This is a genomic window from Roseicella frigidaeris, from assembly GCF_003258945.1.
Lineage (GTDB): Bacteria > Pseudomonadota > Alphaproteobacteria > Acetobacterales > Acetobacteraceae > Paracraurococcus > Paracraurococcus frigidaeris.
Map to the genome: position 1 here is coordinate 51,668 of NZ_QLIX01000009.1, position 23,492 is coordinate 75,159.

General features: G+C 74.9%; 20 protein-coding genes. 12 read left to right on the plus strand and 8 right to left on the minus strand.

What is annotated here, in order from left to right; all coding sequences use genetic code 11:
- Positions 1-75: 75 nt before the first annotated feature.
- Both cydC and cydD read right to left on the minus strand, forming a co-directional pair.
- Positions 76-1,722: a thiol reductant ABC exporter subunit CydC gene (gene cydC / locus DOO78_RS13615; protein ID WP_111470345.1), complete on the minus strand. Its 1,647-nt coding sequence runs from the start codon at positions 1,720-1,722 to the stop codon at positions 76-78.
- A 5-nt stretch (positions 1,723-1,727) separates the two neighbouring features.
- A complete protein-coding gene (gene cydD / locus DOO78_RS13620; protein WP_111470346.1) occupies positions 1,728-3,401 on the minus strand; it encodes a thiol reductant ABC exporter subunit CydD in 1,674 nt (557 codons plus the stop codon).
- Between the two features lie 101 nt (positions 3,402-3,502).
- On the opposite strand from cydD, the gene DOO78_RS13625 reads away from it, so the two are divergent.
- Positions 3,503-4,393, plus strand: a complete 891-nt coding sequence (locus tag DOO78_RS13625) for a polysaccharide deacetylase family protein (protein ID WP_111470347.1) — start codon at positions 3,503-3,505, stop codon at positions 4,391-4,393.
- Positions 4,390-4,926 (plus strand): lipocalin family protein, encoded by a 537-nt coding sequence (locus DOO78_RS13630; protein WP_111470348.1) that lies wholly within the window; start codon positions 4,390-4,392, stop codon positions 4,924-4,926. Before DOO78_RS13625 ends, DOO78_RS13630 begins: the two co-directional genes overlap by 4 nt.
- Before the next feature lie 165 nt (positions 4,927-5,091).
- Here DOO78_RS13630 and DOO78_RS13635 read toward each other — a convergent pair whose 3' ends face one another.
- The 3 genes from DOO78_RS13635 to DOO78_RS13645 all read right to left on the minus strand — a co-directional run bounded on the left by DOO78_RS13635 (position 5,092) and on the right by DOO78_RS13645 (position 7,572).
- On the minus strand, positions 5,092-5,991 hold the full coding sequence (locus tag DOO78_RS13635) for a hydroxymethylglutaryl-CoA lyase (RefSeq protein WP_111470349.1): 900 nt from the start codon (positions 5,989-5,991) through the stop codon (positions 5,092-5,094).
- Positions 5,988-7,193, minus strand: a complete 1,206-nt coding sequence (locus tag DOO78_RS13640; RefSeq protein WP_111470351.1) for a CaiB/BaiF CoA transferase family protein — start codon at positions 7,191-7,193, stop codon at positions 5,988-5,990. Before DOO78_RS13640 ends, DOO78_RS13635 begins: the two co-directional genes overlap by 4 nt.
- A 112-nt stretch (positions 7,194-7,305) precedes the next feature.
- On the minus strand, positions 7,306-7,572 hold the full coding sequence (locus tag DOO78_RS13645) for a hypothetical protein (protein ID WP_128080054.1): 267 nt from the start codon (positions 7,570-7,572) through the stop codon (positions 7,306-7,308).
- Positions 7,573-7,914: 342 nt separating this feature from the next.
- Between DOO78_RS13645 and DOO78_RS13650 the strand changes: the two genes are divergently transcribed.
- A complete protein-coding gene (locus DOO78_RS13650) occupies positions 7,915-8,106 on the plus strand; it encodes a hypothetical protein (protein WP_111470353.1) in 192 nt (63 codons plus the stop codon).
- Positions 8,103-9,497: an amidase gene (locus tag DOO78_RS13655; RefSeq protein ID WP_111470355.1), complete on the plus strand. Its 1,395-nt coding sequence runs from the start codon at positions 8,103-8,105 to the stop codon at positions 9,495-9,497. Before DOO78_RS13650 ends, DOO78_RS13655 begins: the two co-directional genes overlap by 4 nt.
- A 167-nt stretch (positions 9,498-9,664) precedes the next feature.
- Here the strand turns inward: DOO78_RS13655 and DOO78_RS13660 are convergent, their stop codons facing one another.
- Complete coding sequence (locus tag DOO78_RS13660) at positions 9,665-11,410, minus strand: capsular polysaccharide export protein, LipB/KpsS family (RefSeq protein ID WP_123060025.1); 1,746 nt, start codon at positions 11,408-11,410, stop codon at positions 9,665-9,667.
- Between the two features lie 350 nt (positions 11,411-11,760).
- Here DOO78_RS13660 and DOO78_RS27500 point away from each other — a divergent pair, with 350 nt between their 5' ends.
- Genes DOO78_RS27500 through DOO78_RS13685 form a run of 5 tightly spaced genes read left to right on the plus strand, consistent with a single transcriptional unit; the run spans position 11,761 to position 16,409 of the window.
- Positions 11,761-12,048, plus strand: a complete 288-nt coding sequence (locus DOO78_RS27500) for a hypothetical protein (RefSeq protein WP_165838881.1) — start codon at positions 11,761-11,763, stop codon at positions 12,046-12,048.
- Positions 12,045-12,842, plus strand: a complete 798-nt coding sequence (locus DOO78_RS13670; protein ID WP_165838882.1) for an ABC transporter permease — start codon at positions 12,045-12,047, stop codon at positions 12,840-12,842. The genes DOO78_RS27500 and DOO78_RS13670 overlap by 4 nt, the downstream gene beginning before the upstream one ends.
- A 4-nt stretch (positions 12,843-12,846) precedes the next feature.
- Positions 12,847-13,494 carry an ABC transporter ATP-binding protein gene (locus tag DOO78_RS13675; RefSeq protein ID WP_111470359.1) on the plus strand — a complete coding sequence of 216 codons (648 nt, stop codon included), beginning with the start codon at positions 12,847-12,849 and terminating at the stop codon, positions 13,492-13,494.
- Positions 13,495-13,534: 40 nt separating this feature from the next.
- Positions 13,535-14,653 carry a capsule biosynthesis protein gene (locus DOO78_RS13680; protein ID WP_128080055.1) on the plus strand — a complete coding sequence of 373 codons (1,119 nt, stop codon included), beginning with the start codon at positions 13,535-13,537 and terminating at the stop codon, positions 14,651-14,653.
- The gene (locus tag DOO78_RS13685) at positions 14,643-16,409 is read left to right on the plus strand and encodes a polysaccharide biosynthesis/export family protein (RefSeq protein WP_243634538.1); all 1,767 of its coding nucleotides are present in this window, start codon (positions 14,643-14,645) and stop codon (positions 16,407-16,409) included. Before DOO78_RS13680 ends, DOO78_RS13685 begins: the two co-directional genes overlap by 11 nt.
- 79 nt (positions 16,410-16,488) lie before the next feature.
- Here the strand turns inward: DOO78_RS13685 and DOO78_RS13690 are convergent, their stop codons facing one another.
- Positions 16,489-18,735 carry a glycosyltransferase family 4 protein gene (locus tag DOO78_RS13690; protein ID WP_111470364.1) on the minus strand — a complete coding sequence of 749 codons (2,247 nt, stop codon included), beginning with the start codon at positions 18,733-18,735 and terminating at the stop codon, positions 16,489-16,491.
- A 279-nt stretch (positions 18,736-19,014) separates the two neighbouring features.
- Here DOO78_RS13690 and DOO78_RS13695 point away from each other — a divergent pair, with 279 nt between their 5' ends.
- From DOO78_RS13695 to DOO78_RS13705, 3 genes are read left to right on the plus strand one after another with little or no spacing between them, the layout of a single operon-like run.
- The gene (locus DOO78_RS13695; protein WP_111470365.1) at positions 19,015-20,388 is read left to right on the plus strand and encodes a glycosyltransferase family 4 protein; all 1,374 of its coding nucleotides are present in this window, start codon (positions 19,015-19,017) and stop codon (positions 20,386-20,388) included.
- 41 nt (positions 20,389-20,429) lie between these two features.
- Positions 20,430-21,059 (plus strand): DUF4214 domain-containing protein, encoded by a 630-nt coding sequence (locus tag DOO78_RS27505; protein ID WP_165838883.1) that lies wholly within the window; start codon positions 20,430-20,432, stop codon positions 21,057-21,059.
- Positions 21,056-22,279 carry a glycosyltransferase family 4 protein gene (locus DOO78_RS13705; RefSeq protein WP_128080056.1) on the plus strand — a complete coding sequence of 408 codons (1,224 nt, stop codon included), beginning with the start codon at positions 21,056-21,058 and terminating at the stop codon, positions 22,277-22,279. The genes DOO78_RS27505 and DOO78_RS13705 overlap by 4 nt, the downstream gene beginning before the upstream one ends.
- 27 nt (positions 22,280-22,306) lie before the next feature.
- On the opposite strand, the gene DOO78_RS13710 is transcribed toward DOO78_RS13705, so the two are convergent.
- Positions 22,307-23,491, minus strand: a complete 1,185-nt coding sequence (locus tag DOO78_RS13710; RefSeq protein ID WP_111470367.1) for an E22 family MetX-like putative esterase — start codon at positions 23,489-23,491, stop codon at positions 22,307-22,309.
- Position 23,492 lies beyond the last annotated feature (1 nt).

Here is a 23,492-nt window from a genome sequence, read left to right on the forward strand (position 1 = left end):
GGCCCGCGCCGGCCCGTCGCGCCCGGCAGGTTCGGCGACCGGTCGTCGCGGATCAAGGACGATTTGCGCCTGGCCTCACCCCGCCGCGGGCAGGGCCCGGCCGCCGACCAGGCGCAGGATGCGGGTCGGCCGCTCCGCCCCGGTCAGGCGATGCGTCACCAGGATCACGGTGCGCCCGGCGGTGACGGCCTCCAGCGTCTCGAGGAAGGCGCGCTCGGTCTCGGCATCGAGCCCGGCGGTCGGCTCGTCCAGCACCAGCACCGGGGCCGCCGAGAGCAGCACCCGGGCGAGGGCGATGCGCCGCGCCTGGCCGCCCGAGAAGCGCGCGCCGCCCTCGCCGCAGCCGGTCGCCAGGCCTTCCGGCAGGGCGCGCACCAGCTCGCCGATGCCGGCGCGGTCGAGGGCGCGCCAGAGCGCCGCATCGGGCGCGGCCGGCGCGGCGAGGCGGAGATTGGCGGCGATGCTGTCGTCGAACAGCCGCGCATCCTGGGTGAGGCAGGCGATGCGGCGGCGGACGAACTCGGCCGGCAGATCGGCGATGTCGGTGCCGCCCAGGGTGATCCGCCCGGCCTGCGGCGCCGCCAGCTTCAGCAGCAGGGCGACCAGGCTGGACTTGCCGATGCCCGAGGGGCCGAGCAGCGCCAGCCGCGTGCCCTCCGGCAGGTCGAGGTCGAGGCCCTGGAAGACCGGGCCGCGCGCCGGGTCCCAGGCGAAGTCGAGCCCCTCGATGCGGATCGCATAGCCCTCGGGCTCCGGCGCCGGTCGGGCGGGCTCGGCCACCGGCGGCGCCGCATCGGCCAGCTCGAAGAGCCGCCGCGCCCCGGCGGCGGCGCTGGCGAGCGCGATGCCGGCCCGCGGCAGCAGGCCGAGCGTCTCGGCCGCCGCGACGGCCAGGAAGAGGCCGAGCACGGCGAGGGCCGCGCCGCCCTCCCCGCTCGCCAGCCCCCAGGCCAGGGCGCCGAGCAGCGCCGCCTGCACCAGCAGCCCGCCCGCCGCCCCGGCGATGGCGCTGCGCCAGCCGAGGCCGCGCTGCGCGGCGGCGAGCCGCTCGCCGGCCTCGGAGAGCCGCGTCGCGGCGGCGGCCTCGCCATTCGCCGCCAGCACGTCCTCGGCGCCGAGCAGCGGATCGATCGCCGCGGCGCGCAGCCGCCCCTGGGCCCGCGCCGCCTCGCCCGCCGCCCGCGCCGCGCCGGGGGCGAGCAGGAAGGGCAGCGCCAGGGCGAGGCCGAGCGGCAGGGCGAAGGCGGCGGCGAGCAGCGGCGCCCCGGCCAGCAGCGCCGCGCCGCCGGCCACCACCGCGAGCGCGGCCAGCGCCGGCACCAGGCTGCGGAGATAGAGCCCGTCCAGCGCATCGACATCGGCGACCAGCCGCCCCAGCAGGTCGCCGGAGCGGCCGAGGCCGATGCCGGCCGGCAGCCGCTCGGCGAGGCGGCGGAAGAACCAGATGCGGGTATCGGCGAGCGCCCGGAAGGTGGCGGCATGGGTGACCATGCGCTCCGCCCAGCGCGCCGCCGGGCGCAGCAGGATGAGCAGCCGGAGCAGCAGCACCGCGATGCCGCCGGCCAGCGCCGAGCCGCCGAGCGCGGCCGCCACCCCCTGCCCGGCCAGGGCCAGCAGCGCCACGCCGAGCAGCGCCGAGCCGGCGGCGACCAGGATGCCGGCGAGCAGCCAGCCGGCCTGCCCCCGCCAGAGGCCGAGGACGCGGAGGAGGTCGCGCCGCATGCCGCTCAGCCCTCCGCCGCCCGCGCCGCGCCGGCGACGCGGCCCCCGGCGATCTCCAGCACCCGGCCGAGCCGGGCCCGGGCCCCGCTATGGCTGGCGATGATGGCGGTGCGGCCGATGCAGAGGCGTTGCAGGCTGTCGATCACCAGCGCCTCGGTCCCCGGGTCGAGATGCGCCGTCGGCTCGTCGAGCAGCACCAGCGGCCGGTCGCGCAGGAAGGCGCGGGCCAGCGCCACGCGCTGCGCCTGGCCGCCGGAGAGGCCCCAGCCGCCCTCCCCCACCAGCGTGTCGAGCCCCTGCGGCAGCGCCTCGGCGAAGTCGAGCACATGCGCGGCGCGGGCCGCGGCCTCCACCTGCGCCGGCGTCGCCTCCGGCCGGGCGAGGCGGATGTTCTCGCGCAGCGTGGCGCGGAAGAGGTGCGGGTGCTGCCCGACATAGGCGGAAAGCCGCCGCAGCTCGGCGGGGCAGAGCGCCATGGCGTCCTGCCCGTTGATCGCGACGCGTCCGGCTTCCGGCCGGACGAAGCCCATCAGGATGCGCAGCGCCGAGGATTTCCCGGCCCCCGAGGCGCCGGCCAGCACCAGGGTCTCCCCGGCGCTGGCGCGGAAGGAGAGGCCATCCAGCGCCGGCGGCCGGGCCGGGTCGTAGGAGAGGCGGACCTCGGTGAAGGTGACGGTGACGCGCGGCGGCAGCTCGGCCAGCAGCAGGCCCTGCCCGGTCTCCCCGGCGAGCAGCGGCGCCAGGGCGGTGGCCGCGCCCGCGGCATGCAGCCGGTCCTGGTAGGCCGCGGCGAAGCCGCGCAGCGGCGCGAAGAAGGCCGGCACCAGCAGCAGGCTGAACAGCGCGGCCGTCGGGTCGCCGCCATCAGTCAGCAGGCTGCGGTGCCGCCAGGCGAGGCAGGCCAGCACGCCGGCCGAGAGCAGCTCCAGCGCCGTGCCGGAGAGGAAGGCGACGCGCAGCACCTTCATCGTGTGCTGCCGCAGCGCCGCCGCCGCCTTGCCGAGCGCCGCCGCCTCCGCCTCCTGCCGGTTGAACAGCACCAGGGTCGGCAAGCCACGCATGCGGTCGAGGAAGCGGCCGGACAGGCGGCCGAGCGCCTCGAATTGCCGCCGGCTGGCCTGCGCCGCGCCGATGCCGGTCAAGGCCATGGCGACCGGGTAGAGCAGGCCTGCGACGGCGAGGATGGCGCCGCTGCCGGGATCGGCCCAGGCGAGCGCGGCGCAGACCAGCACCGGCCCGACCATGGCGAGGGCGGCGGCGGGGATCCAGCGGGCGAAATACCCGTCCAGCGCCTCGATCCGGTCCACCACCAGCGACACCCGCTCGCCGATGCCGGTGGGATCGGCCGGGGCGTGCTCCAGCAGCCGGGCGAAGGCGGCGTCGCGCAGCCGGGCGCGCGCCGCCTCGCCGGCCGCGAGCTGCGCCCGCTCCTGCGCCAGGGTCAGGCCGGCGCCGAGCAGGGCGAGGCCGGCGGCCATGGCGAGGCTCGCCCAGCCGGCCTCGCCATGGCCGAGCAGCCCGGCCAGCAGCCGCGCCACCAGCCAGGCGCCGGCCATGGCGGCCAGCAGGCCGCCGAGACCGAGGAGGATCGGCAACCCGACCTGCCGGCGCAGGGCTCGGGATTCGCGGCGCAACAGCGCCCGGGCCGCGTCGTCACGGGCTGCCGAGGGAGAGTCCATGGCACTTTGTAGTCCGGTGCCGCGGCTGCCGCCACGGCGCCCGCCTTGCCCGGGGCGGAAAGCTCCGGCCAGATGGGCACGGAAGGTTCCGGAGTCCGCCGATGCTGCCGCACCATGGCCGCTTCGCCTATCACCCCTGGCCGGACCGGGCACGCTATGCCTGGCCCGGCGGGGCGAAGCTCGCGGTCTATCTCGGGGTCAACCTCGAGCATTTCGCCTTCGGCGAGGGGCTGGGCGCCGAGCTCGCCCCCGGCGGGCCACAGCCGGACGTGCTCAACCATGCCTGGCGCGACTACGGCAACCGGGTCGGCGCCTGGCGGCTGCTGGAGCTGCTCGACCAGCTCGGCCTGCCGGCGACCGTGCTGCTGAACGCCGCGCTCTACGACCATGCGCCGCAGCTCGTCGCCGCGCACCGCGCCCGGGGCGACGAGATCGCCGGCCATGGGCGGACCAATTCCGAGCGCCAGAGCGTGCTGCCGGAGGCGGCGGAGCGGCGGCTGATCGCCGAGAGCACCGCCGCCATCGCCCGCCACGAGGGCCGGCCGCCGCGCGGCTGGCTCTCCCCCTGGATCGCCGAGAGCCATGCGACGCCCGACCTGCTGGCCGAGGCGGGCTACGCCTACACGCTCAACTGGTGCATGGACGACCAGCCGGTCTGGATGGCGACGCGGCGCGGCCGGCTGCTCGCCATCCCCTATCCGCAGGAGCTGAACGACATCCCCGCGATCGTCGCCCGCAAGGACGGGGCCGAGCAATTCGCCGCCATGATCCGCGCCGAGTTCGAGGAGCGGCTGGAACAGGTGGCCCGCGACGGTGTTGCACAGGTCATGGGCATCGCGTTGCACCCCTACATCATCGGCCATCCCTACCGGCTGCGGGCGCTGCGGGGCGCGCTCGCCGCCATCGCGGCGCGGCGCGACGCGGTCTGGTTCGCCACGGCGGGCGGCATCCACGACCATGCCGCCGGCCTGCCGGAGGGCGTGGTGCCATGAAGCGCGCCCTGCTGGCCGCGGCGCTGCTGCTGCCGGGCTGCGTCGCCCGGCCGGATGCGACAACGCCACAACCCGTCGCCGCGGTCGACCTGTCGCGCTATCTCGGCACCTGGCACGAGGTGGCGCGGCTGCCGATGTGGGCGCAGGATTCCGCCCGCGTCTCCTGCGAGGACGTCACCGCCAGCTACAGCCTGCGCCCGGATGGGCAGGTGGCGGTGGTGAACCGCTGCCTGAACGCGCTGGCCGGCGATGCGCCGCGCGAGGCGACGGCCACCGCCTATGTGGTGGAGGGCAGCCAGGGGGCGCGGCTGCGCGTCAGCTTCTTCTGGCCCTTCTACGGTAATTACTGGGTGATCGGCCTCGATCCCGACTATCGCTGGGCGGTGGTGGGCGAGCCCTCGCGTCGCTGGCTCTGGGTGCTCTCCCGCACGCCGCGCCTGCCGGAGGCCGAATTCGAGCGGGCGCTCGGCATCGCCCGCGCCAATGGCTACGACCTCGCGCCGCTGAAGGTGGCGCGGCAGCAGCGCGGATAGGGCTGAGGGCGCCTCGCCTCCCTGCCCCGCGCCCGGACGAGACAAGGACGCCCCTGGCCACCGCCGCTGCCCTGCCGCGGCTTCGCCGCGGCGGGCCGTGACGCGCATTGGGCGCAAAGGGCATCAGGAGCCCGCGCGACGGCGCGCAGCGACGTCGTGGGGAACCTATGCCGCCTGCCGCGCCGCCGGCACCCGCCGCATGGCGCCGCCCGGGGTGGCGCCCGGCACCGCCGCCGCCAGATCGGCCGCCACGAGCAGCTTCGGCCAGTCGGTGCCGGTCTCGACGCCCATGCGCCGGAACAGCCAGACCACATCCTCCATCGCCACGTTGCCCGTCGCGCCCGGCGCGAAGGGGCAGCCGCCGATGCCGCCCGAGGCGGCGTCGAAGATGCGGCAGCCCGCCTCCCAGGCGGCCGTCACATTCGCCACGCCCATGCCGTAGGTGTCATGGCCATGGAAGGCGAAGGGGTTGGGCCAGGTCTTCAGCGCATGCGCGAAGACCTGCCGCACCTGGTCGGGCGAGGCATTGCCCGTGGTGTCGGCGAGGGCGATCTCCATCTCCGGGTCGAGCGCGGCGACGCGGCCGGTGAAGGCGATCGCCTCCTCCACCGGCACCACCCCCTCGAAGGGGCAGTGGAAGGTGCAGGAGAGGTTGAAGCGAATCTTCGTGCCCTTCGGCGTTTCGCGCACGATGGCGGCGAGATCGGCGAAGCTCTCCTCCCGGCTGCGGTTCAGGTTCGCCTTGTTGTGGCTCTCCGTCACCGACATGAAGAGGCCGAGCCGGTCGGCGCCGGCATTGATCGCCGCCTCGAAGCCCCTGCGGTTCGGCACCAGCACCGTGCATTCGAGGCCGGCGAGCTGCTTCGCCGCCTGCAGCACCGCGCCGGTATCGGCCATCTGCGGCACGGCGCGGGGAGAGACGAAGCTGCCCACCTCCATCCGCCGCAGCCCCGCCTCGTAGCAGGCGCGGACCAGCGCGATCTTGGTCTCGGTCGGCACAAAGGGGCCGATGGATTGCAGCCCGTCGCGCGGCGCGACCTCCGAGAGTTCCACCTGCCCGGTCATGCGCCTTCCTCCTTCGCCAGCATCTCGAAGACCTGCTCGTTGTGCGCCCCCGCCGCGGGGCCCGTCCAGCGCACCATCTCGCGCGGGCTGACGCCGTCGAGGCGGAAGGGCGCGGCCGGGTGCAGCACCTCGCCGATCAGCGGGTCCTGCACCGGCATCACCATCTGCCGCGCCCGGAAATGCGGGTCCTCGGCGCAGTCGCGCATGTCGTAGAGGCGCGAGCAGGGCACCTCGGCGGTCTCCAGCACCGCCTCCGCCTCGGCGGCCGGCAGGGTCCGGGTCCAGGCGGCGATCATCGCATCCAGCTCGGCCACGTTCTCGCAGCGCAGCGCATTGGTGGCAAAGCGCGGCTCGGCGGCGGCCTCGGGCCGGCCGATCGCCGCCATCAGCCGGCGGAAGATGAGGTCGGAATTGCCGGCGATGCAGAGCCACTTGCCGTCGGCGCAAGGATAGGTGTTGGTCGGCGCCGCGGTCTTGATCGCCGCGCCCTGCGGCTGCCGCACCCAGCCGAACAGCCCGTATTCCGGCAGCATGCCCTCCATCAGCGAGAAGACGCTGCCGACGAGATCGACATCGATGATCCGGCCCCTGGCCGCCGGGTCGCCCTTCACCTGCCAGCAGCCGGCGACCAGCGCCATGGCGGCATACATGCCGGCGAGGTCGTCGCTGATCGAGACGCCGCAGCGCGGCGGCGGCAGCGTGGTCTGGCCGGGATTGGCGGTGAGGTGGCGCAGCCCGCCCATCGCCTCGCCGATGGCGCCGAAGGCCGGCTTGTCGCGGTACGGGCCGTCCTGGCCGTAGCCGCTGATGCGGGCGATGACGAGGCGCGGGTTGACCGCGTGCAGCTCGGCCGGGCCGAGGCCGTAGCGCTCGAGCTGGCCGGGGCGGAAATTCTCCACCAGCGCGTCGGAGCGGGCGACCAGCCGGCGCAGCTTCGCCTTGTCCCCGGCATCCTTCAGGTTGAGCGTGACCGAGAGCTTGTTGCGGCCATGCACGCTGAACCAGACCGCATGGCCCCCGACCTCAGAGCCCCAGCCGCGCACCGGGTCGCCCTCGGGCGGCTCCACCTTGATCACCTCGGCGCCGAGATCGGCCAGCAGCCGGGTGGCGAAGGGGGCGGCGATGTAGTGGCCGAGCTCGAGGATGCGAAGGCCGGCGAGCGGCAGGCGGGCGGGTCCCGCGGCGGGATCTTTCTCGGACATGGTCGGCAGACATAGGCCAGATCGGCGCCGGCCGGAACCGGGCCGTGGCGCCAGCCGGGGCGGCCGGGCCCGGGCCGTCAGACCCGGTGCGGCGCCGCCCCGGCCCGCGCGCTCAGCGGAAGGGCATCGGCGGCTGCGGCATCGCCTTGCCCTTGGCGGCGTCCTGCTCGCTCATGCGGTTGAGCGAACCGGTGGTGTCGCTGCCCGCGCCCGGGGAGTTGGTGCCGGCCTGGGCCCGCGCCAGGCTCTGGGCGTTGAGCTGGTCCGCCATGGTGTCCTCGCTCGCGGCGGCGCGCGCCTTGCCGTGATGCTTGCTGCCGGCGGCATCGGCCGAGGCGGCGGTGAAGGTGAAGGCCAGGGCGGCCAGGGCTGCGGTCAAACCGGTCAGGCGCATTCTTCCGTCCTTTCTGTCGTCGTGGCGGGGCTGGCGCGCCGCCGCAGGGGCATCATGGGCTGCCCGCACCAGCGGCGAACGCTCGCTCACGGCGATGTTTCCCTGCCGCGCCAAATGCCGCGGCGCATGATGCGCGCGCCCCACAACGCGCCGGACGCATGGCCGCGCCCGCCCTCGGGACGGCATGATTTTCGCTGGGCCGGCGCCGCGCGGCTTCCACCGCCCCCGGAACTCGGCCAGCATCCCGGCCGAGGCCTCCGGCGGGTTGGTCCGCACCCGCTCCGCCCGGCGACCGGCGGCCGTTCCAACAAGGGGGCCCACCGCCCGATGTCCGAATCCGCAACACGCGACGCCATCCTGGCCGAGGCCGCCGGGCTGCGCCGCGCCTGGGCCGAGCACCGCGCCGATGTCGAGCAGGCGATCGCCGCCGCCGCCCGGCTGCGCACCGCCTTCGCGCGGCCCGCCGACCCCGCCGCCGAGCCGCTGCCGGCGCAGCGCGCGCCGGAGGCAGGCCGGTGACGGCGCCGCATCTGCTGCCGCTGGCCGAGGCGGCGGCGCTGATCGCCGCCCGGCGGCTCTCCCCGGTCGAGCTGCTGCAGGATTGCCTGGCCCGTATCGCGGCGCTGGAGCCGCGGCTGAACACGGTGATCCGCCTGCTAGCGGAGGACGCCCTGGCGGCGGCGCGCGACGCCGAAGCCGAGATCGCCAGCCATGGCCCGCGCACGCCGCTGCACGGCATCCCGGTCGGGCTGAAGGACATCATCGACCTCGCCGGCCAGCCCACCACCTGCCATTCGAAGCTGCAGCTCGACCATGTCGCGGCCACGGATGCCGCGGTGGTGGCGCGGCTGCGGGCGGCGGGCGCCCTCTTCCCGGCCAAGCTCGCCACGCATGAATTCGCCATCGGCGGCCCGGCCTTCGACCTGCCCTTCCCGCCGGCGCGCAACCCCTGGAACACGGCGCACCATCCGGGCGGCTCCTCCTCCGGCTCGGGCGCGGCGGTCGCGGCGCGGCTGCTGCCGGCGGCGCTCGGCACCGATACCGGCGGCTCGGTGCGGCATCCGGCGACGCATTGCGGCCTGGTCGGGCTGAAGCCGACCTACGGCCTGGTCTCGCGCCGCGGCGTCTTTCCCCTCTCCTTCACCCTCGACCATGTCGGGCCGATGACGCGGACGGTGCGGGACAACGCGCTGCTGCTGAACGCCATCGCCGGGCACGACCCGGAGGACCCCGGCAGCGCCGCGCGCCCGGCCGAGGACTACACGCTCGGCCTCAATGGCGGCGTCGCCGGGCTGCGGATCGGCGTCGTGCGGCATTTCCACGAACGCGACGTGCCGGCGAGCCCCGAGGTCGGCGCCGCGCTCGAGGCCGCTGCGGCGCTGCTCGCCGCCGAGGGGGCGGTGCTGCGGGATGTCACCCTGCCGCCGCTCGGCGAGTTCGCCGCCGTCAACCGCGCCATCATGCTGCCCGAGGCCGCGGCGGTGCACGAGACCTGGCTGCGCGAGCGGCCAGGCGACTATGCCGCGCTCACCCGGCGGCGGTTGCTGCCGGGGATGTTCATCACCGGCGCCGACTACGTGCAGGCGCAGCGGCGGCGGCGGCAGCTCACCGAGGCGGTGCAGGCGGCCTTCGCCGAGGTGGACCTGCTGCTCTGCGCCAGCTCGATGGACCCGGCCTGCCGGATCGACGATGCCGCGGAGGTGGAGCGCACCTATCCGCGGCAGGCCCGCACGCCCTTCAACGTCACCGGCCATCCGGCGGTCTCGGTGATGTGCGGCCTCAGCAAGGCGGCCGGCTTGCCGATCGGGATGCAGCTCGTCGGGCCCGCCTTCAGCGAGGCGCTGATCCTGCGGGCCGCGGCGGGCTATGAGCGCGCCGCGCCGTGGCGGGAGATGATGCCGCAGCTCTAGCATTCCCCGCGAAGCCGCCGCGCGTCGTCGCGGGGCCCCGGGGATTCGCTCACGCCCCGGGGCGCGTCACGGCCCGGCGCGGCAAAGCCGCGCCAGGGCAACGGGCAGCGACAGGCCCGACAGGCGCGCCAAGGCGCCGCGGCTTCGGGCGCGGCCAGCATCGGCCCCTATCGCGCCGCCCACCATCCCGCCAGGGCCCGGGAGCAGCGGGCGGTGAAGGCGCGGAGCGCCGCCGGGGTTCGCGGCGCCGGCGCGGCCGGCCCCCGCCGCTCCGCCAGCCGCTCGACCAGCACCTCCGGCGGGCAGGGCAGGCCGGTGACCGGGTCGATGCAGCGCAGGTGCAGGATCAGCGCCCCGGCCACCAGCATATCGAGGCTGAGGCGGCGGCCGCGGCGCGGCGGCGGGTCGCGGTCCTCGGTCAGCCCCCAGCCGGCGTAGAAGGGCCGACCCCAGGTGGTGACGCGGAGCCCGCGCAGCAGCGCCTCGAAGCCGGCGAGGCTGGAGAGGCAGTGCACCTCCTCCGCCACGCCGTAGAGCGGGCCGATCGGCACCTCGCGCAGCACATGGTCGGCCAGCCGCGCCAGCGCCCGGGGCGGCACCCGGCCACGGCGCATGCCCGCCTCGACATCCGGATGCGGCTTGAAGAGGATGACGGCCTCGGGATTGGCCTCGCGCACCGCCCGCAGCAGGCCGAGATTGTCGCGCACCCGGCCGCCGCCGAGGCGGACCGCCGCATCGTCCTCCACCTGCCCGGGCACCAGGATCACCCGCCGCCCCGGCGGCAGGGCGGGCAGCCGCGCCTCGCCGACGAGGTTGTACTTGGTGACGCCGGACCGCAGCAGCATCGCCCGCAGCCGCGCCGCCCGCGCCAGCAGCGCCGGATCGAAGGCGGTCTCCGCCAGCAGCCGCTCCAGCGCGCTCTCCCGCGCCGGGTCGTAATGGATGCCGAGCCCGTCCAGCACCAGCGAGCCGGCGCGCGCCCGATGCACGCCGAGGCCGGCGGAGCGGATGAAGCCGTCCTCGATCCGCACCAGCCCCACCCCCGCCGCGGCGGCGCGGGCGGGCAGGGTCTCCGGCATCACCGACGCCCAGACCGCGGCATCGCCGCCCGCCGCGCGCGCCAGCCGGATCGCAGTGCTGCCGCGCATGACGATGCGGGGCGGCCCGGCCTGGCCGGCCAGGGCCGCCCGCATCGCCCGGAGCTTGAACCACTCGATCCCGGTGCAGGCGACGATGCGGCGATTCGCCGCCTCCGCCTCCCGCCAGGCGGCGAGCTGGGCGATGCCCTCTTCCGCTGTCCAGGGCCGGGCATGGAAGGGATCGGTCCAGCGGGTGGCGGCGAGGAGCGCGGCGAAGGCGGCCTCGGGCGCGGCGCCCCCCCAGGGCGCGGCGCCCGCCAGCCGCGCCGGCAGCCCCGCCGCCCCGGCCAGCAGGGCCAGCTCGGGCGAGAGGGTGTGCAGGCCGGCCGCGAGCTCGAGCAGGGTCCAGGGCGCGAGGCGGCCGGGCAGCAGGCGCAGGCCCTCGGCCGCGAGCAGCGGCCTGGCCCCCGGCGGCGCCTCCGGATCGAGGGCGAGCAGGAGCGGCTGGCCCGTCGCCTGGCCCATCGCCTGGGCGGCCCGCAGCATCGCCGCCGCCGCGGCCGCCCGCGCCGGATCGCCGGGATCGATCAGCAGCACCGCGCCGCCGGCGGGCAGGCCGAGCCCGGCCGGCCCCGGATCCGGCAGGCCGGGCGCGCCGCCGACCCGCGCCGCCCGCAGCTGCCGCATGACGGCGCGCGCCGCGCGGCAGGCCGCCGGATCGGCCAGCGCCGCCGCCAGGCCGCGGGCGATCGCCGCCTCGGTCGTCCCCGCCACCGCCGCCACCGGCGCCCAGGCCCGCCCGAAGCGGGGGGCGCGGAACGGGCCCTCCGTCACGTCCGCCTGGCGTCCTGATGGGCATCCCGCTGGGCCGGCGCGCCGGTCCGGCGCAGCCCCCGGAACATCAAGAGTCTGGACAGCATGCAACGGCATGGTCGCGGGGCGTGCCGAGGGCCGAGTCCCCGCCATCAGACAGGTCCGGTCCAGCGGCCTCGGGCGCAGCGCTCCAGAGGGTGCAAAACGTTCCCAGGAATTTGGTTGCTCCTCATTCGAGTGTCGGTAGAGGAAGCCGCGGAGGCTGCGAAGATATGAATCTGCTCTCGGGCATGTCCGGGCGGCCGGGTTTCGGGATCCGTCCCAGGGCGGCACTCGCTGGCGGGCTGCTCCTCCTGGCCGGTTGCGGCGGGATGCGGGACGCGCCCGCGACGACGACGCCACCGGCCGCCGCGGCGGCGCCGCGGGATGGCCTCGGCCAGTTCCTCGGCGGCGCGGCGCAGGGGCAGAGCGGCCGGGTGGTGCTCGCCGATGGCGGCCTGGCGCAGATGCAGGTCGTGCGCAGCTATGCCGCGGCGAGCGGCCGCGAATGCCGGGAGGTGCTGGTCGGCGCCGGCCGGTCGAGCCTCTACTGCCGGTCCGAGCAAGGCTGGACGGCGACGCGGCCGCTCCTGCTCGGCAGCGGCGCGGCCCGGCCGTGAGCGAGGTGATCGGGCCGCAGGCGAGCCTGTGGTCCTGCGGCCGGATCCAGCTGCGGGTGATCGGCGCGCTGATGCTGCGCGAGATGGGCACGCGCTTCGGGCGCGACAATCTCGGCTATGTCTGGCTGTTCCTCGAGCCGATGCTGCTCGGGGGTGCGATCGGCGCGCTGCACCAGCTCTCCGGCCATGCCCTGCCCGGCGGGCTGGAGCCCTTCGTCTTCTGGGTGATCGGCTACATCCCCTTCTACCTGTTCCGCGGCATCGTGAACCGGGCGCCCGTCGGCATCGTCGGCAACCAGTCCCTGCTCTACCACCGCCGGATCACGGTGTTCGACATCATGCTCTCGCGGCACCTGCTGGAAGGCGCCGCGGTCGGCATCGCGCTCGCCTTCTACATCGCGCTGTTCGGCGCGACGGTCGATGTCTGGCCGGTGGAGACAGCGAAGATGGTGCTCGGCATGGTGCTGATGCTCGGCCTGGCGCACGGCATCGCGCTGCTGATCGCCGCGGGCAGCGTCTACACCGAGCTGTTCGACCGCATCACCCATCTCGCCACCTATCTCTCCATGGGCCTGACCGGCGCCTTCTTCATGGTCTTCTGGCTGCCGAGCGACATGCAGCGGGCGGTGCTGACGATCCCGACGGTGCACTGCTTCGAGCTGGTGCGGAACGGGCTCTACGGCAACCAGGTGCCGACGCATTACGACGTCCCCTACGTGGTCGCCTGGATCGCGGCGCTGAACCTGCTCGGCATGGCGGCGCTGCGGAAGGCGCGCAGGCACCTGATCGTCTGACGCCATGATCCGCCTGCACGACGTCCACAAGAGCTACCCGACGCATTTCGGCCCCAAGGAGGTGCTGCGCGGCGTCGACATCACCTTCATGCCCGGCGAGAAGGTCGGCATCCTTGGCCGCAACGGCGCCGGCAAGTCGACCCTGCTGCGGCTGATCGCCGGCGTCGAGCACCCGAACCGCGGCCGGGTGGAGCGGCGGATGAGCGTCTCCTGGCCGCTCGGCTTCGCCGGCGCCATGCACTACAGCATCTCCGGCGCCGACAACGCCCGCTTCCTGGCGCGCATCTACGACAAGCCGATCAAGGAGACGGTGGAGTTCGTCGAGAATTTCGCCGATCTCGGCCACTACTTCCGCATGCCTGTGCGGACCTACTCCTCCGGCATGACGGTCCGCCTCGGCTTCTCGCTGTCGCTCGCCGTGCAGTTCGACTGCTACCTCGTCGACGAGGCGATCGCGGTCGGCGACAGCCGCTTCGCCGAGCGTGCCCGCGCGGCGCTCGCCGACCTCAACGCGCGCGCCTCCCTGCTGCTCGTCTCGCACCAGGCCGAGACCGTGCGCGCCTTCTGCAAGACCGCAGCAATCCTCGAGGATGGTAGGTTGATCCGCTATGACGATCTGGACCAAGCGATCGCAGCCTACCAGGCTGCCTGAGGCCGCCATCGATCCGGCCGGCTGGTCCGGTCCGGTCCCGATGCCCGGCCTGCTCGCCCGTGCCCGCCGCGTCCTGCAACGCAACGCCTTCAAGGTGACGGTGCTGCTGCCGACGCTGCTCGCCGCCCTCTACCTGTTCGGCTTCGCGGCCTCGCAATACGAAGCCGAGGCGCGCTTCCTGGTCCGTGGCCGCTCCAGCGGCGGCGGTGGCGGGGCCGGGGCGCTGGCGGAGATGGCGCAGGGCGCCGGCTTCAAGCCGGCCTCCGAGGATGCGATGGGCGTGCGCGACTACCTGCAGTCGCACGACGCCGTGGCCGCGCTGCGGCAGCGCCTGCCGGTGGTCGAGATCTTCCGCCGCCCGGAGGCCGACGCGCTCGCCCGGCTCTGGTGGTCGGACCCGACCGCCGAGCGGCTGCTCGACTATTTCCGCCGCATGGCGAACGCCGAGTACGACACGACGAGCGGCATCACCACGCTCCGCGTCCGCAGCTTCCGCTCCGAGGATTCGCGCCTGGTCGCGCAGCACCTCCTGGCGCTGTCCGAGGAGCTGGTGAACCGCCTGAACCTCCGCATGCAGGAGGACGGGCTGCGCGTGGCGCGGGAGGATGTCGGCCGCGCCGAGGCCCGGCTGAAGGCCATCCAGCTCGAGATCGGCCGCTTCCGCGAGCGCGAGCGGGCGGTCGATCCCACCCGCTCCGCCGGCCTCGCCCTCGAGAATATCGGCCGGCTGGAGGGCGCCCTCGCCCAGGCCCGCGCCGACCTGGCCGAAGCGCAGCGCTTCTCGCGCCCCGACAACCCGGCGCTGCTGCCGCTCCGCAACAAGGTCGCGGCCCTGACCGCCCAGGTGACGGAGGAGCGGCATCGGCTCGGCAACACCCAGGACGGCGTCTCGCAGCAGGTCGGCGAGTTCGAGCGCCTGAGCGTGGAACGCGAGCTCGCGCTCAGCCAGCTCGCCTCCGCCAACGCCTCGCTCGAGCGCGCCCGCGCCGATGCGCAGCGGCAGCAGATCTTCCTGCTGCGCGTCGTCGAGCCGAACCTCGCCGAATACGCCCGTTACCCCAAGGCGACGCTGACCACCCTCTACATTTTCATCTGCCTGGCCGTGCTCTACGGGCTGGCCTGGCTGCTCATTGCAGGAATGCGGGAACATGCGTCCTAATCTCGGAATCGCGGCACTCGCCGGGCTGATCGCGGCCTTTCCCGCGGGCGACCCCGCGATGGCGCAGACGCCGATGCAGTACGTGCAGCAGATGCAGGCGATCGGCCTCAGCTCGCGCCTGGCCTCGCCGCCCTCGGCGGCGCCGGACGTGCAGTCGGCCCAGTCCCTCGTCGGCGGCAGCGGCGGCGTGGTGACGAACCGCGCCGGCACGACGACCCAGTCCGAGGGCGGGCCGATCGTCACCGGCCCGCTCGGCGACGACAACCGCGCCGCCGGCACCACGGCCGTCTTCGGCGCCAGCCTCTTCACGCGGGAGGCGACGGCGGTCAGCGACGCGCCGAACCCGAACTACCTCCTCGTCCCCGGCGACCGCGTCTCGGTCCGGGTCTGGGGCGCGGTCGAGGCGGAGGTGGTCGGCCAGGTCGATCCCTCCGGCATGCTCTTCCTGCCCAATATCGGGCCGGTGCGCGTCGCCGGCACCCGGGCCGGCGACCTGCAGGCCGCGGTGCAGTCGGAGGTGCAGAAGGTCTACACCAACCAGGTGCAGGTCTATGCCGTGCTGCTCTCGACGCAGCGGATCGGCGTCTTCGTCACCGGCTTCGTCCGCACCCCCGGCCGCTTCGCCGGCTCGGCCGCCGACAGCGTGGTGGATTTCCTGGTGCGGGCCGGCGGCGTCGATCCCGGGCGCGGCTCCTACCGCGAGATCGCGCTGCAGCGCGGCGGCCGGACCATCGCCAACATCGACCTCTACCGCTTCCTCCTCGACGGCCGGCTGCCGCCGCTGCGGCTGCAGGAGGGCGACACGCTGGTGGTCGCCCGCCAGCGCGCCGTGGTCGGGGCCGATGGCGCGGTGCGCAACAACTACCTCTTCGAGGTGCCCGGCCGGGTCATGACCGGGCGCGAGATGATCGAGTATGCCCGCCCCCTGCCCTCGGCCACCAATGCGGTGGTCAAGGGCACCCGGGGCGGCCAGCCCTTCTCGCGCTACGTGGCGCTCTCCGAGGTGCCGGGCCTGGTGCTGCAGGACCAGGACACGATCAGCTTCATCACCGACAGCCCGGCCCGCACCGTGCGCGTCACCGTCGAGGGCAGCCGCATCGGCCCCTCGGTGCTGGTCGCCGACCGCGACGCGCAGCTCTGCCAGCTGCTCGACCACATCGCGGTGGACCCGGTGCTGGCGGACACCCGCTCCGTCTTCCTGCTGCGTCCCTCGGTGGCGCTGCAGCAGCGCCGCGCCATCGACGAGGCGCTGGACCGGCTGGAGCGGCAGCTCTTCATGGCGGTCTCGCCGACCACCGGCGTCGCCGCCATCCGCTCGAGCGAGGCGAACCTCGTCTCCTCCTACATCCAGCGCGCCCGCCGCACCCAGCCCGAGGGCCGGCTGGTGGTGATGGATACGCAGGGCCAGTGCGCGCCGATCCGGCTGGAGGATGGCGACGTCGTCGTCATCCCCGAGCGGTCGCAGACGGTGCTCGTCGCCGGCGAGGTGACGGCGCCGCGGGCGGTCGTCTGGCGGCCGGAGATGCGGCTGGTGGACTATGTGAGGTCGGCCGGCGGCTACACGCCGCGCGGCAGCGACAGCTCGCTGATGATCCGCCGGGCGAGCGGCGAGCTGCTGCTCGACCCGCAGGAGCTGCCGCGGCCGGGCGACGAGCTCATCGTCCTGCCGCGGCTCGACCCGAAGATCTTCCAGATCGGCAGCGACCTGCTCGGGCTGATCTACCAGATCGCGGTGGCGACGCGCATCTTCCTCTGACGCCGCGGGCCCCGTGCCCAGGCACGGGGCCCACCCGGCCGAGGCGGGGCGGTGCCGGGCCGCCCGCGCCCCCGCCCCCTCAATCGACCGGGCTGGCGATCGCCTGCCGTTCGAGATAGCCGAGCCGGGCGGCGAGGTCCTCCGCCCGGCACGCCATCAGGCTGCGGACGCCGATCCGCGACGCGCCGGCCCCCGCCGCGACGGCCGGGTCGATCGAGACGACGAGATCCCCTGCCACCTCCGCCGGCAGCGCGAACAGGACGACGAGCCGCGCCCCCGGCCTGGCCTCGAAGCGCCGCGCCAGCGGCGGCGCGCCGGTCTCGCGCCCGGCCTGCAGCCGGAACAGCACCGGCTCCGCCGGCGCCTGGAGCTCGAGATAGACCCGCAGCGGCGTGCCGTCGGCCTCGGGCGGCAAGGGCAGCCGCAGCCGGCTCTCGCCGGGCCGCGCCCAGCAGCCCCAATCCTCCAGCGTCGACCAGCCCGTCCCCTCGCGCATCGCATCCGCCAGGGCCATGGCGAGCAGCGGCGCGCCCTCCGGCAGGAGGGCGATGCGGTGCGGCGTGCCGAGCGGCGGCGCGAGGCGGGCGAGCGGCGCGGGAAGCGGCGGGCCCGCCTCGGCGACCTCCCGCAGCACCTGCGCCGCGATCTCGGCCCAGCGGCGCGGCCGGAACTGCGCGGCCACGCGCTGCTCGAGCGCGGCGCGGTGCTCGGCATCGGCGCTCAGCCGCCAGACCTGCTCGACGAGGTCCGGCTCGCTGTTCGGCGCGAAGAAGACCGCGCCCGGCGCGCCGGATTCGCGCAGCCCCGAATGCTCCGGCACCAGCGCCACCTTGCCATGCGCCAGGCTCTCGGTGACCGGCAGTCCCCAGCCTTCGTAGAAGCTGTTGTAGAGGGTGAAGAGGCAGCCGCGGTAGAGCGCGGCCAGCCCCGTGTCCGGGATGTCGTGCAGCAGGTGCACCTTGGCGCGGAGGATGGCGGACCGCGCCTGCAGCCGCAGCGCCGACTCGGCCAGCCAGCCCTGCTTGCCGACGCAGACCAGGTCCGGCACGCGCTCGGCGCCGTGGCGGCGCACCAGGCTCAGCCAGGCCTGGAAGACCAGCAGGTGGTTCTTGCGCGATTCGATGGTGCCGACGAAGAGGACGAAGGGCCGGCCCTCCCGCAGCCGCGGCGGCAACGGGCCCGGCGCGACCGCATCCGGGGCGGCGTCGAGCGGCACGATGCTGCTCGGGATCTCCAGCGTCGGCAGCAGGGCGCGTTGCAGCCGGCGGAAATCGGCCCCGGTGCAGGCGGAGTTCACCAGCACCTGGTCGGCATGCAGGCAGAGCCCGGCGAACCAGCGGGCGAACTCCCCGACCAGCCCCTCGGCGCAGTGTTCCGGCACCAGCAGGGGGATGCAGTCGTGCAGGAAGGGCACGTAGCGGAGGCCGAACCGCGCCTTGGCCTGGCGGATCCGCGCGAGATAGCCCGGCAGCCACCAGGAGGTGCCGAGGTTGATGAGGGCGGCGCCGGGGGTGAAGGCGAGCACGGCGCCGCCGCTCGCCGCCTCGCCGGCGGCCGCGACCACGGCCTCCCAGGCGGGGTCGGCGGTGTCGGTGCCCGTCGCCGAGAGCCGGGCGAGCTCGAGGAAGAGCGGCGCCGGCACCGCCCGCCAGGCGCCCGCCGCCGGATCGAAGGCGCAGACCTGGACGGCGTCCGCCCCGCCGCCCTGCAGGGCCTCGCGGATGATGTTGAGCTGCACCCGCTGGATGCCGGTCGGGGCGCGGTTGTGCCGCACATAGTCGAGCAGGTCGGAGGCATCGAAGGCCAGCCCGGCCGCGACGGCGGGGCTGGCCTGGGGCGCGGGGGCCGGCGCGGGCGGGGCGGCCGGCGGGGGCTTGGCCAAGGGGGGCTCGGCCAGTAGGGGCTCGGCCAGGCGGGGCTCCGCCGGCGGGCCGGGCGCGACCAGGCCCAGCAGCTCGTGCCGCGCGCCGGCATTGCCTGGGTCGAGGCGGAGCGCCTGGGCATAGGCGTCCATCGCCTCCGCCGGCCGGCCGAGCAGCTTCAGCGCGTGGCCGAGCTGCAGCTGGATGTCGCCGTCCTCCGGCCGGAGCGTCTCGGCCTCGCGGTAGCAGACCAGCGCCCCGCGCGGATCGCCCGCTTCCTTCAGGCAATGGCCATACTGGACGAGGATCGCGGCATCGTCGCGGCACAGGCGGAGATAGGCGCCATAGGCCTCGGCGGCATCGGCCCAGGCGCCGGCGTCGCGCAGCCGGTCGCCGCGCTCCCGCAGCGCCTCCGGCCCGGCCGGCGCCTCGTCCCGGGTCGCATCCTGCACTGGCATGTCCATCGGCGAGTCCTGCCTGGTGCCCCCTCCCCGAAGTCCCGCGGAGTCCGGGATCGGGACACTCCCCTTGCGTGTCCGTGGGCAGCCGAGATCGGCATGGCCCCGATGGTGGACGCGCGCTTTCGCTTACCCCTTGATGAACCGGAGCGGATCGGACCGAAATCGCAATGCATTCCGCCGGGGGCCGGGGTTAACGGCGCGATAACCATTCCCCGGCATCGCATGTCCTGCCGCCGCCGGGCTCCGCGCGGGATCGGCGATGTCGAGCCATGGAGATCGGGGATGACGCGTCCCGCCCGGGTGTTTCTGGATGGCTACAATCTGGCGCTCAGCCAGGGCACGGGCGTCGCGACCTATGCGCGCAACCTGAGCTTCGCCCTCGGCCGGTTGGGCCATGAGGTCGGCGTCCTCTACGGCACGCGCGCCTCGCCCTCCTCCGCCGAGCTGATCCGCGAGATCGCCTTCTTCGACGAGCGCGTCGGCGCCCCGCCGAAATGGCTGGTCGCCCTGCGGCGCTCGCGCCGCCTGCTGCGCGCGCCCTTCGGCGAGCTCGGCGTGCCGGTGCCGATCACCGGCCGCGTCGTGGCGACCACCTTCCGCGACCGCCTGCCGCATTTCGACGAGATCTGGAACTCGCAGGACCTGTTCCAGCAATCCAGCACGCATCAGCGGCTGTTCAACACCCGGCTCGCCGTCGACATCCCGGCGACGCCGGACCTGATGCATTGGACCTATCCGCTGGCGCTGCGCGCCCGCGGCGCCCGCAACATCTACACCATGCACGACCTGGTGCCGCTGCGGCTGCCCTACACCACCCTCGACAACAAGCGCCGGTACTTCCGCCTCAACCGCATGCTCGGCCAGGTCGCGGACCATATCGTCACGGTCTCCGAGGCCTCGAAGCGCGACATCATCTCCCTCCTCGGCGTGCCCGAGGAGCGGGTCACCAACACCTACCAGGCGGTCGACATCCCGCGCCGGCTGCGCGAGCTGCCGATGGAGCAGGTGCAGGCCGAGATCAATGGCAGCTTTGGCCTCGAGGCCGGGAAATACTGGCTGTTCTTCGGCGCGATCGAGCCGAAGAAGAATGTCGGACGGCTGATCCAGGCCTATCTCGCCAGCGGCGTCGAGGGCCCGCTCGTCATCGTCGGCAAGAAGGCCTGGAAGTCGGAGGAGGAGCTGCGGCTGCTGCACGACGACCATGTGCGCTACCTGGTGCAGGAGGGCTCGGTCCTCCGCACCCGGCACCGGGTCATGCTGCTCGACTACGCGCCCTTCCGCCTGCTGGTGAACCTGATCCGCGGCGCCCGGGGCGTGCTCTTCCCCTCGCTCTACGAGGGCTTCGGCCTGCCGGCGCTCGAATCCATGCTGCTCGGCACGCCGGTGATCACCTCGAACACCGCCTCCATGCCGGAGGTGGTGGGCGATGCGGCGCTGAAGGTCGATCCCTACGACATCTCGGACCTGGTCCAGGCGATCCGGGCGATCGACCGCGACCCGGCGCTGCGCGGCCGCCTCGCCGAGGCGGGGCCGCGGCAGGCGGCGCAGTTCAGCGCAGAGCGCTACGCCGCCCGGCTCGAGGCGCTCTATGCCAGGCTCGGCATCGCGCCCCGCGCGGCGCAGGCGACGCCGGAGATCCGGCTGGCGGCCGAGTAGCCTCGCCTGCGCCGAGGCGCCTGTCCCTGGAGAGCGACAGCGTGGACACCCCACCCGAGGCGCGGCGCTTCACCGCCGCCGAGCTGCTCGGCGGCGAGGACCATGACTTCGTCGTCAACCTCTACCTCGCCCTGCTCGGCCGCTGGCCGGACGCCGCCGGCTATCGCCACTACCGCGAGGCCATCGCCGGACGGCCCGAACGCCGGCGCGAGGCCCTGCGGGAGATGGCGGAGTCGGCCGAGGCGGCGCGCTTCGGCGCCCGGATCGGCTTCGAGGACGGCCCCGCGGTGCCGCCGGGGCCGCATCGCCTCCTCGCCCTCTCCCTCGCCCTCCGCACCGAATGGCTGCAGCGCGAGGTGGCCCGGCTCTGGGAGGCGACCGGCCTGCTCTCCGGCGCCGGGCCGGATGCCTCGCTGATCGAGGCGCGCGACGCGGCGCTGTATTTCGAGATCAACGCCCTGCGGCGCGAGGTGACGGAGCGGCTGGACGGGCTGCTCGGGCCGGCGGGCGGGGAGGCTGCGGCGCTGCGCGAGGCGGCGCTGCGCTCGGTGGCGCGGCTGGTCGCCGAGCATGCCGCCGGGCTGGTGGCGGCGGCCGAGGCGAAATGCGAGGCGCGGCTGCGGGCGGTGGAGGCGCGGCTTCTCGCCCTGGAGGCGCGGCCCATGGCGTGAGCCGCCCCGGGGCGCCAGGCGAGGGGCTGGTGGTCTTCACCCCGCTGCCGCCCGCCCGGTCCGGGGTGGCGAGCTATGCCGCGGAGCTGCTGCCGGACCTGGCCCGCGACCTGCCGGTGGTCGCGGTGGTGGCGCAGCACCGCGGCGTGCCCCCCCTGCCCGGCGTCGAGGTCCTGCCGCTCCTCGCCTACCGGCAGCGGCCGGATCTCTGGGCCTGGCCGCATCTGCACCAGGTCGGCAACAGCCTCGACCATGCGCATGCCTATGGCGCGGCGCTGCGCCGGCCCGGCATCGTCACCCTGCACGACCCGGTGCTGCACCACCTGGTGGAGGCGCTGACGCTCGGCCAGGGACGGCCGGCGGCCTATGAGGCGGCGCTCGTCGCCGAGCATGGCGAGGCCGGGCGGCGCATCGCCCGCCGGCGCGCCGCGGGCCTCTTCGACCCGATGCTGCGCTTCCTGCTGCCGCTGCACGGCCAGGTGCTGGCGCGGGCGCATGGCGTCATCCTGCACAGCCGCTTCGCCGCAGGCCGGGTGCGGCGCCCGGGCGGCCCGCCGCTGCGGATCGTGCCGCACCACCTCTCGCCGGCGGTGGCGCGGTTCGACGGGCTGGACCAGGCGGCGGCGCGGGCGCAGCTCGGCCTGCCGGCACGGGGGCCGATCCTGCTCTCGCTCGGCCATGCGACCCCGGCGAAGCGGATCGACCTGGTGCTGGAGGCGGTGGCGCGGCTGGTCCCGGCGATGCCGGACCTGCTCTACCTCGTCGCCGGCGCGCCCGATCCGGCGCTCGACCTGCCGGGGCTGCTGGCGCGGCTCGGGCTGCAGGGCCGGGTGCGGGTGACCGGCTGGCTGTCGGAGGACGATTTCCTGCGGCATGCCCGGGCCGCCGACCTGCTGGTCAACCTGCGGCATCCGCTGGCCGGGGAGAGTTCGGGGGCGCTGGTCCGCGCGCTCGGCCTGGGGCTGCCGGCGGTGGTCGACGGGGCCGGGCCGGCGGCGGAGCTGCCCCCGGCGGCGGTCACCTGGCTGCCGCCGGGGCCGGAGCCGGCGCCGCGGCTGGCGGCGCTGCTCGCCGCGCTGCTGCGCGATCCCGACCGGCGGGCGGCGCAGGGGGCGGCGGCGCGGGCGCATCTGCGGCGGCATTGCAGCCTCGAGGCCTCGGCCCGCGCCTATCGGGCGGCGATCGCCGACTGGGGCGGCGGCCGGCCGGCGGCCCCCTGACGGCAGGCCGGCAACGGCCCCGGCGCCTCAGTCGGCGAGGAAGGCGCGGACCTGCTCGGCGACCGGCGCCATGGCGACGACGCCGTTCAGGTGCCCGAGCGGCCCGGTCACCTCGGCGGTCTGCACCTGCTTGCCGGCGCTGCGCAGCGCCGCGACGAACTCCTCCACGCCCGGCTGCAGGAAGACCCGGTCGGTCGGGGAGGAGATCACCAGCCAGCGCGGCGCCGCCCCGGCCACGGCGGCGGCGAGGCTCGGATAGTCGTTGAGGAAGAGCTGGTTGGCGCGGACCATGTAGAGGAAGGAATTGGCGTCCGAGGTGCGGGCCCGCGCCATCGCCGCGTCGTCGAGCCATTTCTCGATGGCGAAGCGGTCGGCGATGCGCCGCGCCGGGTCCTGCCCCTCGGGCAGCTTGCGGTCGAATTGCCGGGCCCAGATCCGGTCCCGCGCCTGCAGGGTGACGATCTTCCAGGCCTCGGCCAGGCCCCGCAGCGGCGGCTCCCGGCCCTGGCCGTAGTAATCGCCCTCGCGCCAGTTCGGGTCGAGCCGGATGGGGCTCTCCCAGAGATCGAGCCAGCCCTGCATCCAGGCATCGATCTCGGCGGCGATGACCGGCATCGCCCGGAGGACGAAATCCGGATAGGCGGCGGCCCATTCGATGCTCTGCAGCCCGCCATTGGAGGGGCCGGCGACCAGGGCCAGGCGCTTCACCCCGAGGCTGTCGAGCAGCCGCTTCTGCACCTCGACGAAGTCGCGCATGGCGACCACGGGGAAGCCCATGCCCCAGGGCCTGCCGGTGTCGGGGTTGATGCTCGCCGGGCCGGTCGTCACCGTGTTGGCGTCGGGCACGTTGACGTTGACCAGCGTATCGGCCGAGACGACGAAGTAGCGGTCGGTGTCGATCGCCTTGCCGGGGCCGATGATGGCATCCCAGTAGCCGGCGGAGCCGCCGGGCGCGAGCCGGCCGAAGGCATGGCTGTTGCCGCTGAAGAAGTGGCAGATGAGGACGGCGTTGTCCCCCGCCGCATTGAGCTCGCCCATGGTCTGGTAGCCGATGCGGGTCTTCGGGATGGTCGCGCCGCCGCGGGTCTGGACGCTGCCGGCCTCGAAGACGCGCTTCTCCACCACCTCCTGCGCCCCCGCGGGAGGCGCCGGCAGCCCCGCCAGCCCCGCCGTGGCCCCTGCGATGGCCAGGAGACCCCGCCGTCGGATCATG

Coding starts and splice junctions, on each gene's coding strand:
- cydC (WP_111470345.1), bottom strand. CDS start 1,722: ATGCGGCGCGACCTCCTCCGCGTCCTCGGCCTCTGGCGGGGGCAGGCC.
- cydD (WP_111470346.1), bottom strand. CDS start 3,401: ATGGACTCTCCCTCGGCAGCCCGTGACGACGCGGCCCGGGCGCTGTTG.
- DOO78_RS13625 (WP_111470347.1), top strand. CDS start 3,503: ATGCTGCCGCACCATGGCCGCTTCGCCTATCACCCCTGGCCGGACCGG.
- DOO78_RS13630 (WP_111470348.1), top strand. CDS start 4,390: ATGAAGCGCGCCCTGCTGGCCGCGGCGCTGCTGCTGCCGGGCTGCGTC.
- DOO78_RS13635 (WP_111470349.1), bottom strand. CDS start 5,991: ATGACCGGGCAGGTGGAACTCTCGGAGGTCGCGCCGCGCGACGGGCTG.
- DOO78_RS13640 (WP_111470351.1), bottom strand. CDS start 7,193: ATGTCCGAGAAAGATCCCGCCGCGGGACCCGCCCGCCTGCCGCTCGCC.
- DOO78_RS13650 (WP_111470353.1), top strand. CDS start 7,915: ATGTCCGAATCCGCAACACGCGACGCCATCCTGGCCGAGGCCGCCGGG.
- DOO78_RS27500 (WP_165838881.1), top strand. CDS start 11,761: ATGCGGGACGCGCCCGCGACGACGACGCCACCGGCCGCCGCGGCGGCG.
- DOO78_RS13675 (WP_111470359.1), top strand. CDS start 12,847: ATGATCCGCCTGCACGACGTCCACAAGAGCTACCCGACGCATTTCGGC.
- DOO78_RS13680 (WP_128080055.1), top strand. CDS start 13,535: ATGCCCGGCCTGCTCGCCCGTGCCCGCCGCGTCCTGCAACGCAACGCC.
- DOO78_RS13685 (WP_243634538.1), top strand. CDS start 14,643: ATGCGTCCTAATCTCGGAATCGCGGCACTCGCCGGGCTGATCGCGGCC.
- DOO78_RS13690 (WP_111470364.1), bottom strand. CDS start 18,735: ATGGACATGCCAGTGCAGGATGCGACCCGGGACGAGGCGCCGGCCGGG.
- DOO78_RS13695 (WP_111470365.1), top strand. CDS start 19,015: ATGACGCGTCCCGCCCGGGTGTTTCTGGATGGCTACAATCTGGCGCTC.
- DOO78_RS13710 (WP_111470367.1), bottom strand. CDS start 23,491: ATGATCCGACGGCGGGGTCTCCTGGCCATCGCAGGGGCCACGGCGGGG.